This window comes from Plantactinospora sp. DSM 117369 (genome assembly GCF_053764795.1).
Window position 1 is genome coordinate 2,415,177 of record NZ_CM132446.1, and the last position, 13,190, is coordinate 2,428,366.

14 protein-coding genes and 2 pseudogenes are annotated in these 13,190 nt (G+C 67.5%); 9 read left to right on the plus strand and 7 right to left on the minus strand.

Features of this window, described 5'->3' with window-relative positions:
* Window positions 1-22: 22 nt before the first annotated feature.
* Window positions 23-673 carry a hypothetical protein gene (locus ACSMXO_RS10740; RefSeq protein WP_455417559.1) on the minus strand — a complete coding sequence of 217 codons (651 nt, stop codon included), beginning with the start codon at window positions 671-673 and terminating at the stop codon, window positions 23-25.
* 70 nt (window positions 674-743) lie between these two features.
* On the opposite strand from ACSMXO_RS10740, the gene ACSMXO_RS10745 reads away from it, so the two are divergent.
* Both ACSMXO_RS10745 and ACSMXO_RS10750 read left to right on the plus strand, forming a co-directional pair.
* A complete protein-coding gene (locus ACSMXO_RS10745; protein ID WP_455417560.1) occupies window positions 744-1,994 on the plus strand; it encodes an MFS transporter in 1,251 nt (416 codons plus the stop codon).
* A gap of 325 nt (window positions 1,995-2,319) precedes the next feature.
* The gene (locus ACSMXO_RS10750; protein ID WP_455417561.1) at window positions 2,320-2,463 is read left to right on the plus strand and encodes a maleylpyruvate isomerase N-terminal domain-containing protein; all 144 of its coding nucleotides are present in this window, start codon (window positions 2,320-2,322) and stop codon (window positions 2,461-2,463) included.
* A gap of 139 nt (window positions 2,464-2,602) precedes the next feature.
* Here ACSMXO_RS10750 and ACSMXO_RS10755 read toward each other — a convergent pair whose 3' ends face one another.
* Window positions 2,603-3,982, minus strand: a complete 1,380-nt coding sequence (locus tag ACSMXO_RS10755) for an IS1380 family transposase (RefSeq protein WP_455417562.1) — start codon at window positions 3,980-3,982, stop codon at window positions 2,603-2,605.
* 164 nt (window positions 3,983-4,146) lie between these two features.
* Here ACSMXO_RS10755 and ACSMXO_RS10760 point away from each other — a divergent pair, with 164 nt between their 5' ends.
* Window positions 4,147-4,671, plus strand: coding sequence for a maleylpyruvate isomerase family mycothiol-dependent enzyme (locus ACSMXO_RS10760; protein ID WP_455417563.1), 525 nt, complete (start codon window positions 4,147-4,149; stop codon window positions 4,669-4,671).
* Between the two features lie 32 nt (window positions 4,672-4,703).
* On the opposite strand, the gene ACSMXO_RS10765 is transcribed toward ACSMXO_RS10760, so the two are convergent.
* The 4 genes and pseudogenes from ACSMXO_RS10765 to ACSMXO_RS10780 form a co-directional block, all read right to left on the minus strand.
* On the minus strand, window positions 4,704-4,868 hold the full coding sequence (locus ACSMXO_RS10765) for a hypothetical protein (protein WP_455417564.1): 165 nt from the start codon (window positions 4,866-4,868) through the stop codon (window positions 4,704-4,706).
* Between the two features lie 287 nt (window positions 4,869-5,155).
* A pseudogene (locus ACSMXO_RS10770) lies at window positions 5,156-5,299 on the minus strand (DUF397 domain-containing protein); the annotation flags it as partial.
* A 104-nt stretch (window positions 5,300-5,403) separates the two neighbouring features.
* Window positions 5,404-6,009, minus strand: a complete 606-nt coding sequence (locus tag ACSMXO_RS10775; protein ID WP_455417565.1) for a GNAT family N-acetyltransferase — start codon at window positions 6,007-6,009, stop codon at window positions 5,404-5,406.
* 478 nt (window positions 6,010-6,487) lie between these two features.
* Entirely contained in the window at window positions 6,488-7,195 is a 708-nt protein-coding gene (locus tag ACSMXO_RS10780) for a TetR family transcriptional regulator (protein WP_455417566.1), read from the minus strand.
* Window positions 7,196-7,220: 25 nt separating this feature from the next.
* Between ACSMXO_RS10780 and ACSMXO_RS10785 the strand changes: the two genes are divergently transcribed.
* The 6 genes and pseudogenes from ACSMXO_RS10785 (at window position 7,221) to ACSMXO_RS10810 (ending at window position 10,914) form a co-directional block, all read left to right on the plus strand.
* Window positions 7,221-7,814 (plus strand): TetR/AcrR family transcriptional regulator, encoded by a 594-nt coding sequence (locus ACSMXO_RS10785; protein ID WP_455417567.1) that lies wholly within the window; start codon window positions 7,221-7,223, stop codon window positions 7,812-7,814.
* A gap of 12 nt (window positions 7,815-7,826) precedes the next feature.
* Window positions 7,827-8,747, plus strand: a complete 921-nt coding sequence (locus ACSMXO_RS10790) for an alpha/beta fold hydrolase (protein ID WP_455417568.1) — start codon at window positions 7,827-7,829, stop codon at window positions 8,745-8,747.
* 111 nt (window positions 8,748-8,858) lie between these two features.
* Entirely contained in the window at window positions 8,859-9,344 is a 486-nt protein-coding gene (locus tag ACSMXO_RS10795; RefSeq protein ID WP_455417569.1) for a hypothetical protein, read from the plus strand.
* Between the two features lie 316 nt (window positions 9,345-9,660).
* Complete coding sequence (locus ACSMXO_RS10800; protein ID WP_455417570.1) at window positions 9,661-10,014, plus strand: ATP-binding protein; 354 nt, start codon at window positions 9,661-9,663, stop codon at window positions 10,012-10,014.
* A gap of 130 nt (window positions 10,015-10,144) precedes the next feature.
* Window positions 10,145-10,662, plus strand: a pseudogene (locus ACSMXO_RS10805) (DNA polymerase III subunit beta family protein); the annotation flags it as partial.
* A 75-nt stretch (window positions 10,663-10,737) separates the two neighbouring features.
* Window positions 10,738-10,914 (plus strand): hypothetical protein, encoded by a 177-nt coding sequence (locus ACSMXO_RS10810; RefSeq protein WP_455419461.1) that lies wholly within the window; start codon window positions 10,738-10,740, stop codon window positions 10,912-10,914.
* A gap of 161 nt (window positions 10,915-11,075) precedes the next feature.
* Here the strand turns inward: ACSMXO_RS10810 and ACSMXO_RS10815 are convergent, their stop codons facing one another.
* The gene (locus ACSMXO_RS10815) at window positions 11,076-13,160 is read right to left on the minus strand and encodes a sigma-70 family RNA polymerase sigma factor (RefSeq protein WP_455417571.1); all 2,085 of its coding nucleotides are present in this window, start codon (window positions 13,158-13,160) and stop codon (window positions 11,076-11,078) included.
* Window positions 13,161-13,190 lie beyond the last annotated feature (30 nt).

Sequence of the window (13,190 nt, forward strand, 5' to 3'; positions counted from 1 at the left end):
ACCAGCAGTAAGCCGGTGCCTCTCAGCGAGGTGCTGCCGGGGCAGCGCAGGGGGCTCGGCGTCGGTGCCTGGCGGGACGCCGTGGGGCGATCGAGAGGCTGCCGTCTCGCCAGTGCACACGCTGATGAAGGTCGTTGAGCAGTCCTTCAGCGCCGTCTTCCGTCAGCCGCCGAGCCCTCTGGAATACCTCCGCGTCTAGCAAGGTCCGGATCCTCGGCCAGGACTGGGCGAGGGCGATGTCCCAGTACTCGGTGATCTCGTCGACGAGGCGGGCAAGTCCGGATTTGGGGTCATCGCAAAGCCCTTGCAGGGCGGACAGCCGGGGCTGGTCGAGCACTTTAAGATCCGCCCGGACGACCTCCGCCGAGGTGGCTGCCAACGCGGAAAGCTCGGTCGCGAGGTCTGCGGTGGCGGTGGCCGGCGGCGGGGGAGTGAGGAAGTCCGGAATCGGATGGCCGTTGGGCGGGACGAGGCTGGTCAGCCATCGGTGGCCCGCGCCGGGGAGGAACCCGGCGGCGGCGAGTCGCGGGCGGACCTGGTTCACCCAGGGTAGGTGTACCGGGTGGCTGGCCGGATCGCCCAGCACTCGCACGCTCGCCATCACTTCCCAGAGGCAGGAGATGGTGATCCGGGTACGAGCTACGTCGTGCATGGAGAACCCAAGCGAGAGCACCCCTACCTCCAACATTTGCCTCGAGCTAAAACACTACTCGGTGGCGTGCGGAGCCGGTGAGGTTGACGGAGTGACCGATCAACAGCTCCACCTGGTGCCACCTCCGGCCGCTCCCCGCTCCCGCAGCCGAATCTCCACCGCCTTTGCGACTCGCTTCGGCGGAATGTCACGCCCGTTCTGGGTCATTTTTTCAGGCACCATCGCGAACCGAATGGGCGATATGGTCGTCCCGTTCCTGGTCTTCTACCTCGGCTCCCGCGGCATCTCCGCAGAAGCGACCGGCTCGATCGTGGTCGCCCTCGGGCTGGGTGGGCCGATAGGCTCGGTGCTCGGAGGCTGGCTCGCCGACCGGGTCGGGCGCAGGTTCGTACTGCTCACTGGCCTCATAGCCACTCCGGCGAGCCTCGGCGCGCTCTTCGCCGCACCCAACCTGCCGACTCTTGCCTTCGCCGCCGCGTTGGTCGGCATGTGCAACAGGCTGTATCCCCCTGCGGCTGCGGCGCTGATCGCGGACTCGGTCACGCCGACCCAGCGAGCGCGTGCCTTCAGCCTGCTGCACTGGGCGGTCAACATCGGTACAGCGGCGTCTGCCGCCACCGCCGGATTCCTTGCCGCTCGCGGCTACTGGCTGCTGTTCGTGCTCGACGCCGCCACCTGTCTCATCTACGCCATGTTCGTCGCCCGAGGCATCCCTAAGAAGGCACCCGACCAACGTACGCGGACCAACGGCGGGGGCTACCGAGTGGTCTTGCAGGACCGGGTGATGATGGCGTTTGTGGCGATGACCGCGCTCGCCGCGATCGTCTATAGCATGACCCAATTCGCGATCCCGTTGGCGATCCGGCTCGACGGCCTACCACCGACCGTCTTCGGGCTCGTCGGTATCGTCAACACGGTCCTCGTGATCGCGCTCCAGCCGGTGCTCTACGGCATGATCACCCGGTTCGATCGCGTTCGGGTCCTCGCCACCTCCTGGGCGCTCGTCGCGGTCGGTGTAGCCAGCACTGGGTTGGCCCACGAACCGTGGCAATATGCGCTCACCGTGGTCATCTGGACGATCGGCGAGATCGGTAACGGGGTGGTGGCCGGAGGGATAGTCGCCGACCTGGCGCCGGCGGCGATGCGTGGTCGCTACCAGGGAATGATCAGCTGGGCCAAGACGATGGCCGGGCTTGTCGGACCAGCGTTGAGCACCACGCTTCTCTCTGTCGTCGGGCCGGAGGCGATCTGGTTGACGTGCCTGGTGGCCGGGCTGTCAGGTGCGGTGGCGGTGCTGGCACTCATTCCGGCGCTCGGCGCTCGCGCTACCACTGTCCCCTGAACCGTTCTTGTCGTTCGGTTTCTGGCCGTCCGATTCTTCGAGCTGTTGAGGTACGGGTTGTCGCGTCGACCAGCAGCCAAGCCCGCTCCCGGCGCGGCCCTGGCCAGCAGCTGCCGTCCGCCGACTGGGATCACTCTCGTGATGCTGCGACGGCCGCCGTCGCCACTGCACAAAACTGAAAGACATGCCGCCAGCCGACCCGCGGGGTGAGCCGTCGCCGGGTGCACCGACGAGCAGGAGCACTGAGCTGGGATCGAGTGCCTGAGTCAGGAATCGCTCAGGCGGTGGCTCCGTTCCTGACCCACTTCGAAGATAGGTGCGAGATATGGATCTGCACGCTCGGCTGCGCCAGCAGCTTGAGGATTTCCGCGACTGTTTGAGCGTCGACCTGAGCGCTCCCATCCAGCATTGTCCGGGCTGGACGCTCTTCGACCTTGCCGAGCACCTAGCCTCGATGATTCGCGTGTAGCGGCGGTGCTGCCGGCCCAGCCGGTCTGATCGAGTGGTGTCGATTGTTTGGTGGGCTGGGCGTGGTGGTGGGCCGTCTGTCGCGGCGGTGGGCGTGGTCTCCTGGGTTCTCCGGCCGGTGGGTCGGGGCTGGCCCGGGGTCAGCCGGGTGCGGGGATCGCCGTGATCCGGGTGAACGCGGCGGTGATCTGTTCTGCCCAAGGCCAGGTGGCCGGGATGCGCACCCGGCGGCGGCGCTGTCCGTGGACGATGCGGGCGGCGGTGTGCAGCAGCCGGTAGCGCAGCCGTTTCGGCTCGGCGGTGGCGAGGTCACCGTCCAGGGCGTGCAGTTGCAGCCAGCAGATGAGGTCCGCGGCGATCGCGGCGGCAACACACCAGGCCTGGTTGATGGCGAACTCGCGGGACGGTAGCCGGCGCAGGCCGGTGTCTTTGGCGCAGCGGATCCGGTCCTCGACGCGGGCGTGGGCGCGGTGTCGGGCTTCGAGCCACTGCAGGGCGCCGGCCTGGGTGTTCGTGACGATCGCGGTGTAGCGCCAGCCGTCACGTTCCTCGAACAGCGACAACTGCGCGCCGGGGTGCGGGCGTTCACGGCGGACGATGACCCGCGCACCTTGTGGCCAGCTGGTCAGGGTGAGCAGCCCGGTCAACTCCGCGACCTGGGCGCCCTCGCGGATGCCGCCGTCGGCGGCCAGCGCCGGTGTCCAGGCGGTCGCGGGTAGTGCGGTGATGGCGGCGCGTTCCGGCTCACCGATCGACCAGCCGATCGAGTACTCCACTCGCCGGCGCGTGGTGTTCAGGTTGGTGAGCCAGTCGAGGACCTTGTGGGTAGCCGCGGCGCTGTCACCTCGCACGAGCAGATGCCGCCGATGGGGCACCGGGATCTGTGCGATCGCGTCGGCGAGGACTTCGACGTGGTCGGTGGCGGTGTTCGCGCCGGCGTTTCCCGGCCGCAGCTTCACCGCGAGCATCTCGCCGGTGTTGTCGCAGGTCACGAGAATGGGGTGGAAGCCGTACGTGTGTTTGTAGGTCGCCGCGGCGCCGTCCTTGTCCGAGTGGGCGAGCACGATCGTGGAGTCCACGTCCAGCACGACCACGCCCGCGCCGATGTCGCGGCCCGCCGCCCGGGCTGCCGGCGCCCCGCCGAACAGCTGCCACATCCGAGCCCGGACCCTCGCCCTGGCCACCGCAATCCGCCGCAGCTGAGCGGTGCCGATCTCGTCGAGTGCCCGCCACACCGTGGTATCGGACGCGACCGACCCGAACACCTCGTGCTGGTGGCGCAGCACGTCGATGTCGCAGATCGCCTCGCCACCGTCGGCGATCATCACCGCGAGATCCACCAGCACCCGGCCGCGATCGTGGACCGGCCACCGCCCCCGGCGGGCCAGCCCGCCCGACAACGCCCCGGTCAGCCCGGACCGGTCGGCCAGCATCCGCAGCAGCGCCGCACCGACGTGCGACACCACACCCGTTCCGTCCGCGGTGACCCGCAGATCCTTCGACCACGCCGTAAACTTCACCGCGGAAGTGCCTCCCAGGTAGAGAACCTTGTAGATGTCGCAATCACAAGTTTCCCCTGCCAGAGAGGCACTTCCGTCTATCTACACGCCGGAAGACCCCACGAATTGATGATCACCATGAATCACCCGGGCTAGGCAGCGGACACCTGGCTGTAGCGTCTGCGGTGCGCGACGGGCAAGGCGTTCACCGTCCGGTTCCCGCGCCGCGTGACGCTTTGGTGCCGTGGTTCGAGGACACGTGCGCGGTCGTGCTGGACGTTCTGGCGGCCGAGCCGGACACCCCGGCGTGGACGTTTCATCCCCCGAACACGATCGGCTTCTGGCAGCGACGCCGCTGCCAGGAGACCCTCCTGCACCGATGGGACGCCGAAAATGCCCTGGGCCGGCCTGCCGTTATCGATACCGCGCTGGCTGAGGACGGTATCGCCGAGGTTTTTGACACCATGGCGCCGCGCCAGATCGTGCGCGGACGGGCGAACGAGCCGAAGGTGGCCATTCGAGTTCGTGCCAGCGATACCGGCGGGTCGTGGACCTACGGACCCGGTGAGCCGGTCGCCGAGATCACCGGCACTTCGGAACAGCTGCTGTTGATGTTGTGGGGCCGCCTGTCACCCGATCACCCCGCCATCGTATGGGCGGGGGACCGGAGGGCGGCCCTGGCGGTGCTTGTGAGTGGCCTGACCCCTTGAGGGCCCCAGGCACCTCCTACGCCTCCGGAACCTCAGCCCGTGTGACCGATGGACTTGTTGAAGTCCTGCCCAGGCCGGCGCTGCTGCCGGTATCCCGGTACACGCTGGCCGTCACAGCGGCCCGGCGCGGCGTGCGCGTAGACGTCCCGGTCGTGGTCGCTGACGGCGGTGGGGTCCTCGACCAGGTAGTCGATCATCCAGTCGACCAGATGCCGGGAGCGGCCGGCGAGCAGGCGTCCGGGCAGGTCGGGGACCTGTGAGTTGGCGGTGAGACGCCCAGCGGTTCGTGGGTGCTCGGACTTGGGCCGACGGACAGGGACTTAAGCGTCAGCTCAGGTCCGGCGCCCCTGTCCCTCGGCCCGAGTCAAGAACTGTGTCAGGCGGCAGGATGGTCTGTCTGCGTTTCGGAAGCCAGCTCAAGGCAGCAGGCCCATGCCTCGTTTTGGTGTCGCCTCGCTCGGTCACCGCAGACACCGATCAACTCTCAGCGCTCCAGGTCATCGAGCGTGAACTCGCGAAGGGCTGCACCTTCCAGGAACGCCAACCACTCCTGCTCGGTCAAGGTCAGAATCGGACCGGCACCCGCCTGCTTCGTGTCCCGTACGCCGATCACACCATCGGCATACGCGACCTCAACGCACCCTCACCGGAGACACCCAAGCCCTCACGATCCGCTTCGGCTCGGCCGCCACCCGCTCATCGCCGCATGGCGGCACTTCCAAGGGCATCCCGTCACTCCGTCGGGCCACCAGGTCGATGATTTGGCAATGCCTCCCATTCGACCTTCGTCAGCGCGTACTCGACCTCGCCGTGCTCGTGGCCCGGGATGGGATCCGGCCACTCCGGATGGAAGGTACGGACGTACCGCAGGCCGGCCTTTTCCAGCACCCGTCGGGACCCGGTGTTGACGGTCATCGTCTCGGCGTACACCCGCTCGACGCCCAGTTCGGTGAAACCTTTGCGCATCAGCGCCCGAGACCCCTCCGTGGCGTACCCCTTGCCCCACGCCGAACGACGCAGCCGGTATCCCAACTCGATCCCGTTTCGGGCAGTGCCATCCGCGTGCGGCCCGTTCTGTGGGGGGCGGAAGTGGAACCAGCCGAGGAACTCTTCGGTCGCCTTCTCAATGGCGGCCCAGAAGCCGTAACCCTCGTACTGCTCGTAGTACGTTAGCCACCCCGGAATGATCTGGTCGCGGACCACCTCGCGAGTCGTCGGCTTACCGCCCGTGAGGTATCGCATCACCTCAGGGTCGCCGTTTAGTTGGACGATGTTGTCCACGTCGTCTTGCGTTAATCGCCGCAACACGAGCCGGTCGGTCTCTAGGAAGATCCGCATCGGCCCATTCTTGCCGATGCCCCTGCCATGTGACGACGGGTGGCAACCGTTTGCAACGGCGCTGGACCCGCAGGGACGAGCGAGGATCGCAGCAGGCGTAGGGCCAGGAGCCGGCGTGGGACGTGAACGGTTCCGGACGACCTCGCCGAGGCTACGCATCAGATGGTCAGCGTCGACACGTCGTACAGCCATCCGTACAGCCAAGCCCGCCCGCTGGTCGGCGCTGCTTAGCCCGGCGAAAGGCGATGTGGCCAGGGGCGGGGTGGAACCGCCGACCTTCCGATTATCAGTGAGAGCGCGATCGCGAAGCACACTGCGGCCATCTTCGCGAAACTCCGGATCGCCCCGTGGCGATGACGCCAACCGCCGGGTACTGGCCGTGTGTGTTGGCCTACGTGAAACGCTGACCGATCAGCAGCCGAAGGGCGGCAGCGAAGCGAACTCGGGTTCGCCGATCGCCGACGGTCGGCGTTCCGGCTCAGGCGCGCTTCGTCACGCGTTGGTCGACCTGCACGATCTCCGCCGCCGTGGGGGCGTGCTCGGGATCGGTGAGCCACTGCAGCGCGACGCCAACGAGCAGCGAATAGTAGTGCGCGCCGACGACCCGACCTCGTCCTCGGCTTCCTGCGGTCCCAGCCCGCCGAACGCCTGGGCCAGCGCGGGTACGGGCCGCCTGCTGGGCCCGCGCGTTCGTCGCCCGAATCTTCTCGTCGTGTTGCAGGTAGCTGACGCCCTCGAAGTTCACGAACCACAACTCGCGGTTGGTCTGGATCGACTCGATGATCCGGGTCCAACGGGCCTCGTGGGCGGCGACGTCGGCTGCGCCGGGCGGCAGCGGCGCGTCGATGACGGTGAACAGTAGCTCTCCCCACTCGGTGTTCAGCTCGTGCAGCGCCTGCGTGAGCAACTCGTCCTTTGAGCCGAAGTGGTAGTTGATCGAGGCATGGTTCGCGCCCGACGCGGTGATCAGGTCGCGCACGGTGCGGGCATATCCGTTGCGCAGGAGGCAGTCTCGCGCTGCGCGCAGCAGGTTCTCGGGAATGCTCTTCGGATGGAACCGATCGGTTCGATACAGGTAGGCGGAGCATCGAACCGACTGGTACCATCTCTCCCGTGCCCGCTCCCAAGGCAGCAGCCTGGACCCTGACCGCACCCGCGCGGCGGTCCTTCGCACCGCGGAGGGCATCCTCTACGAGCGCGGGCTCGATGGCGTGGGGATCGCGGAGTTGTGCGCCGAGGCGGGCATCTCCAAGGAGACGCTGTACCGCCACTTCGGGTCCAAGGACGGGCTCATCCGCGCCGTCCTGGAAGCCCGCAGCGACCGTGTCACACGCTGGCTGGCCCGGGCCGCCGCCGACGCGGGCGACGAGCCGGCGGCCCAGCTCGCCGCGGTCTTCGACGCCCTCCGCCTCTGGTACAACGAACCCGGCTTCCGCGGCTGCGCGATCGTGAACGCCGCCACCCAGCACCACACCGCTCCGGCCAGCACCATCGCCGCCCGTCATCTCGGTCGTTACCTGGACCTTCTCACCGCGATCGCCACCCGAGCCGGAGCCGCGAATCCCGCCGCTCCGGGACGGCAGCTCCTCCTACTCTCCTCGAAGGCGCGATCGTGGTCGTCGACCACCACGAGGGCCCGGGCGCCGCGAACGACGCCCGGGACGCGGCCCTCGCCCTTCGCGACCACACATCGCACCGACGAACACTCCTTGAGGCAGGTTGCACAGGCAACCGCCGCACTCCACCAACTGCTCACCGAAGTCATCGCCTGGACCCAGGCTGTCGCCCCCGTGCGCGCAGCCTGAATGGGAGGACACATGTCGAACACAACGTCGGATGCCGAACTGGCGCGTTCACTGGAGGGCGGGTTCGTCAGCAGCCACGCCGAGGTCAACGGCGTCCGCCTGCACTATGTGGCGGGCGGCCGCGGCGAGCCGCTGATCCTGCTGGGTGGCTGGCCGCAGACCTGGTGGGAGTTCCACAAGATCATGCCAGCCCTCGCGGAACATCGTCGGGTCATCGCCGTCGACCTGCGGGGCATGGGCGGCTCGGACAAGCCCGCGGGCGGTTATGACAAGAAGACCATGGCCGGTGACATTCTCGCGCTCACGCGCCATCTCGGCTACGACACGGTGGACATCGTCGGACACGACATCGGCGGCATGGTCGCCTACGCCTTCGCGGCCAACCATCCGGCGAGCACACGACGGATCGCGCTCCTGGACATCGCCCACCCTGACGAGCGGTTCTACAAGTACTCGCTCCTGCCCGTGCCCGGACGCCAGCAGGTGGGCGGCGACATCCACGCCGGACCCGGACGGTTCCTGTGGTGGTTCGCGTTCAACCAGGTTCCCGGCCTGCCCGAACGCCTGCTCGCCGGCCGCTCCCGTCATCTGGTCGACTGGATGATCGACTACCTGGTCGAGGACCCCGGCGCCATCAGCGACCACGACCGGGACGTCTACGCGCACGCCTACTCGACGGCGGACGCGATCCGCGCCGGCAACGCCTGGTACCGGGCGTTCGGCCAGGACATCGCCGACGAGAAGACCTACGCCCCCGTGAGCGCACCGCTGCTGGGCCTGGGCGGCGGCGAAGGCGGGTACCAACTTCTGAAGGCGGTGCTGCCAGACAAAGGCACCGACGTCGAGGTCGCCGCCGTGGCAGACAGCGGCCACTACATCCCCGAAGAACAACCCGAGGCCGTCATCCAGCACCTCACACGGTTCTTCACCTGACACACCACTAGACCCGGGGCAGGCTGCGCCGACTCCCGGCAGGCTTTTGTCGGTGCTCGCTGGCATGATCGTGGCGATTGTGCCGATATCAGGAACTCCAGGGAGACCGCCGTGAACGACGGCCGTGCAGATTTCGACTTCATCTTCGGGCGATGGCAGGTGCGAAACCGCAAGCTCCGCGACGTCGCCGACCCGGATTGCACCGAGTGGATCGAGTTCGATGCGAAGGCGTACGCCGAACCCGTACTCGGCGGGCTCGGCCACGTCGACCGCATCTGGACCGAAGAGCCACCGGGGGAGGAGCCGTTCGAGGGGTTCACGCTGAGGCAGTTCGACCCGCAGACACGGATGTGGCGGATCTGGTGGGCCTCTAGCCGCCGACCTGGTCACCTCGACCCGCCTGTCGAGGGCGCATGGCGTGACGGAAGGGGCATCTTCGACTGCGACGATGTGTTCGACGGGCGGCCGGTGAAGGTGCGCTTCGAGTGGACCACCGACGGTCCCGACTGTGCCCGGTGGCAGCAGGCATTCTCCTACGACGAGGGACAGACCTGGCGGACCAACTGGGTCATGGAATTATCGCGCGTCGCTGAATAAGCGGTTAGGTCTAGGGCCGCCGGGGGCTGTTGGCACTTCAGGGTCTCCCTCGTCAGAGACTCCCTGCCCCTTCCCTCGCACAGAAGAAGGACCGCAGGCGTAGCACCTCCCGGCGGTCCTTGGCGCGCGGAGCGGCCAGCTCTGCATCAACGACCTGTACGTATCATCCAACCCGGCGAACGTCCGCCACCCTGCTGCGACCTGAGGGCCCACGGCGTGGCGCGATCATTCGCGCGGCGATTGCTGCTTGTCGCGCGGGACACCTCCACGCGCGTCCTGAACGACCTGCGACCTGGTCCGCGGCATCCACCCGCCGGTGCTGGCCGACCGCGGCCTCGGTGATGCCGTCCGGTCGCTGGCGCTCGACATCGTCCTCGACGTCGAGGTGCACCTGAGCGGTCGACTACCTTCGCCGATGGAGTCGGCCGCGTACTTCGCCGTCAACGAGGCACTGACCAACGCGGCGAAGCACACCGATGCCCGTACCGTGCGGGTGATCCTGACCCACGACGGCAGCACCCAACGGGTGGTCGTCAGTGACCACGGTCACGGCGGTGCGGACTCGCCGCGCCCCGATGCTCCCAGGCCCTTCCCGGCTCCGCGCGCGGCACGGGCCTGCGCGGCATCCAACGCCGCTTGGGTACGTTCGACGGGGGGATGTGGGCGATGATTGGCCGTTGACAGGCCTCAGGATGTTTCAGGCTTATCTGAAGCTGCTGGTTGAGATGCTGCGGGCCCTCTGTTGACCTTCGCGTTGGTTGAAGGCTGAGGATGGCGGCGTGAGGGAGCAAGATGACCGGATGACGATCGAGGCGTTCGCGCGGGGCCGCGAACATCACCACCAGTGCAGGCGGTTCTACGACGACTGCGGTCTGGTGCGGCCCCGCGCGGTCGCCCCGGTCATCGGAGACCGGCACTAGTCACTGGATCAGATCGACGAGGTCGTCTTGATTCGCCAACTCCGAGAGGCGGGGCTGCCTCTGGATGATGTGCGACGGGTACCGGCTGGTCCGGCCGCGGTGGCCGAGGAACTGTTGGCCTCTCATCTGGGCACCATGGAGCGCGCCCTCGAGGTTGCCCGCGCCAACATCACCACCGCGAGGACTCTGATCCGAGATCAAGCAAGCAACGCCGTAAACCTAACCCTGCCCGGCTGGCTTTGGCCGAGGCGATCGGACAGGTAGCTCCGGCCGCTGATACGAACGGAGAGATTTGTGTGCTCGGAGGAGACCTGATAGAGGCGACATCGGATGAGGTCCGGTTGGCCGTGACCGACCGGTACCGGTTGGCTGTCAGGTCGATGTCCGTCGAGGGGCGGTGTCATCGGCCTGACGCACTCGCTCTACCTGAAGGAGCTGTACGTGGCGGAGGGGCGAGGGGTCGGGAGCTCCTCATGGACCACTTTGTCGAGGTGGCGATTGCGAACTCCTGCAGTCGGCTCGAGAGGACCACCGATCGGGACAACGTGCAGGCACAGCGTTTCTACGACAGAAAGGGGGTCGCGCAGAACAGCAAGATGATCTTCTACCGGTTTGAGGGCCAACTGCTGCGAGCGACAGGTATCAGGTGATCCGGTCGTGATAGCAGTAGCGTTACTGACCCCGATGATTGCCGGGCACCCGCGGTGATCGCGAGGTTCCTGACGACGGGTTCCTGACGACGGCGACCGCCACGGACGAAGCCCAACCGGGCCGGAGGCTACAGGGTGGCCTACTCGGTTGCCGCGCGGCGCTATGGTGCGCGCATGGCGGCGCCGACTCCGGTGGGGGTGCGCAGGTAGTCGGTCGGTGGGAGTTTGCCGTCGGGTGTACGGGGGCCTTGGGCACTGGTGGGGTCGGTGGACTGGAGGATGGTGCTGGTGTTGTCGCCGCTGTCCCAGGTGTTGCCGTCGAGAGTGCTCCCGTCGACCGTCCTGGACGGCCTTCTGGTGTTATCGGCGGCGGCGTTGTGACGTAGCACTGTTGTGGCGTCCGGGAAGTGGAAGCCGACGGCGCCGTTGCGGTAGGCGGTGTTGTTGTGCAGTTGTATGGTGCCGCGGTTGCCGCTGCTGGCGAAGCCGTGGTTGACGTTGTCCCAGGCGGCGTTGTTGCGCAGTTGGTGGGTGGCCGCAGGGGATGACGCACCGCCGCCGAGGCGGAACCCGTTGGCGTTGCTGCTCCAGGGTGTGATGTTCCACCGGTTGACGCCGTTGCCGTATGCCCAGTTGTGTTCGATGGTGATGGGGCTGGCGAAGTCGCCGACGTCGAAGCCGTTGTCGGCGTTGTTGAATGCGCGGTTGCCTCGGATCAGGTTGCCTTCACCGGCGCCGAACTTGATTTCCAGGCCGACGCCGGAGCGGCCGTGGTCGGCGGGGTCGACGTTGTTGAAGAAGTCGCTGTCGAGTACCTGGTTGCCGACGGTGCCGGTGCGCCAGAGCGCCAGAGCGGACCGTACGTTGTCGTGGATGGACAGGTTGCGGAAGATGTTGTGGCGGCATGACTCGCATACGTAGGCGTGGCTGCCGGAGTTCTTGATCTCCAGTCCTTGGACGGTCCAGTAGTTGGCGCGGTGTGTGATCGTCCACTGGTCGGCCGGGATTCGGCTGGCGTCGATGACGGGTTGTTCGTCGCGGTAGCGGGTCAGTGTGATGCGCTGTGTCGGTTGGCCGCTGGTGGTGATGACGACCGGTTCGGTGGGTTGGTAGGTGCCGCCGCGTAGGGCGATGGTCTGGCCGGGCTTGACCATGGTGACGGCTTTGCGCAGTGTGGCGAGGGGGCGTTCGACGGTGCCGGTGCCGGAGTCGGAGCCGTTCGGGGCGAGGTAGATGTGGGCGTCGGTCATCCCCGGCGCCTGTGTCGTGGCCGGTGGCCGGTTAGGTGGTGTGGTGGTGGATACGCCGGCGGTGGTCAACGGCGCCGCGGCCACGCCAGCATCGGCCTGGGGTTGCGGGGAGTGCTGGACAGCGAGGGTTAAGCCGCCGCCCATGAAGATCGCGGCGCCGGCCACGCCCGCGGTGACCTTGTTCGCGGCGGCGTGGTAGATCGCGGTCCAGATGGATGGTGGTGTGACCGAGCTGTTGACGCTGACCACGGCCGCTGTCGCCACGGGGATGAGGGCGAGCCCGTGCAGCAGGCTTTCCGGGGGTAGCAGCCCGTTGCGGTGTGTGCCGCATTGTGGACAGCTGTTGACGTGCCGAATCAGGCGCTTGCGCCACACAGACCGCGGCCGGCCGCGACAGCTCCTCGTGAGCGTGGTGAGTTCGGCGCAGCCCGGTGCGGCGTTCAGCGCTCGGACGACGACGCGCGCGGCGTCGAGCTGGGCCTTCATGCGTTGTATGCGCACGCCGGCATGCTTGATGTCGACAGCCAGCGCCGTAGCTAGTTCGGTCCGGGTCAGCTCGCCGGTCGCCTCCTGCCACCACAGCGCCAGAAGGTTGCGGTCGGTGTCGCTGAGCCACCGGGCCGCCTGCGCCACCTCACGGCGTTGACCACTGAGCTCAAGCTCGGTCACGGTCCGCTCGACGAAGTCGCTGCCCGGATCGAGCAGGTCCGGTGGGAGCTCTGTTCGCCGCCGAAGCGTTCGCTGCCAGTTCCGCACGTACCCGTGGACCTGCCGGTACGCGATCATCGCCAGCCAGGATCGGAACCGTTCAGGCTCGCGCAGCCGCGGCAGGCCGCGCATGGCCAGGATCATCGTTTCCTGGACCAGGTCGTCAACGTCGGGGTGTCCGTTGAGTGCCCGGCCGATGTAGTTGTAGATCAACGGCAGGTGGGCAGAGATCAGCTCGGTCAGGGCCGCCTCGTCGCCTGCCTGGGCGGCTTCAACCAGTTCCGCCATGCCGCGGACGGAGGTTGCGGCAGGTTGTTC

Excerpts from the sequence above, each read along its gene's own strand:
- ACSMXO_RS10750 (WP_455417561.1), top strand. The coding sequence starts at position 2,320 with ATGGATCTGCACGCTCGGCTGCGCCAGCAGCTTGAGGATTTCCGCGAC.
- ACSMXO_RS10780 (WP_455417566.1), bottom strand. The coding sequence starts at position 7,195 with ATGCCCTCCGCGGTGCGAAGGACCGCCGCGCGGGTGCGGTCAGGGTCC.
- ACSMXO_RS10790 (WP_455417568.1), top strand. The coding sequence starts at position 7,827 with ATGTCGAACACAACGTCGGATGCCGAACTGGCGCGTTCACTGGAGGGC.
- ACSMXO_RS10815 (WP_455417571.1), bottom strand. The coding sequence starts at position 13,160 with ATGGCGGAACTGGTTGAAGCCGCCCAGGCAGGCGACGAGGCGGCCCTG.
- ACSMXO_RS10775 (WP_455417565.1), bottom strand. The coding sequence starts at position 6,009 with ATGCGGATCTTCCTAGAGACCGACCGGCTCGTGTTGCGGCGATTAACG.
- ACSMXO_RS10765 (WP_455417564.1), bottom strand. The coding sequence starts at position 4,868 with ATGATCGACTACCTGGTCGAGGACCCCACCGCCGTCAGCGACCACGAC.
- ACSMXO_RS10810 (WP_455419461.1), top strand. The coding sequence starts at position 10,738 with ATGGACCACTTTGTCGAGGTGGCGATTGCGAACTCCTGCAGTCGGCTC.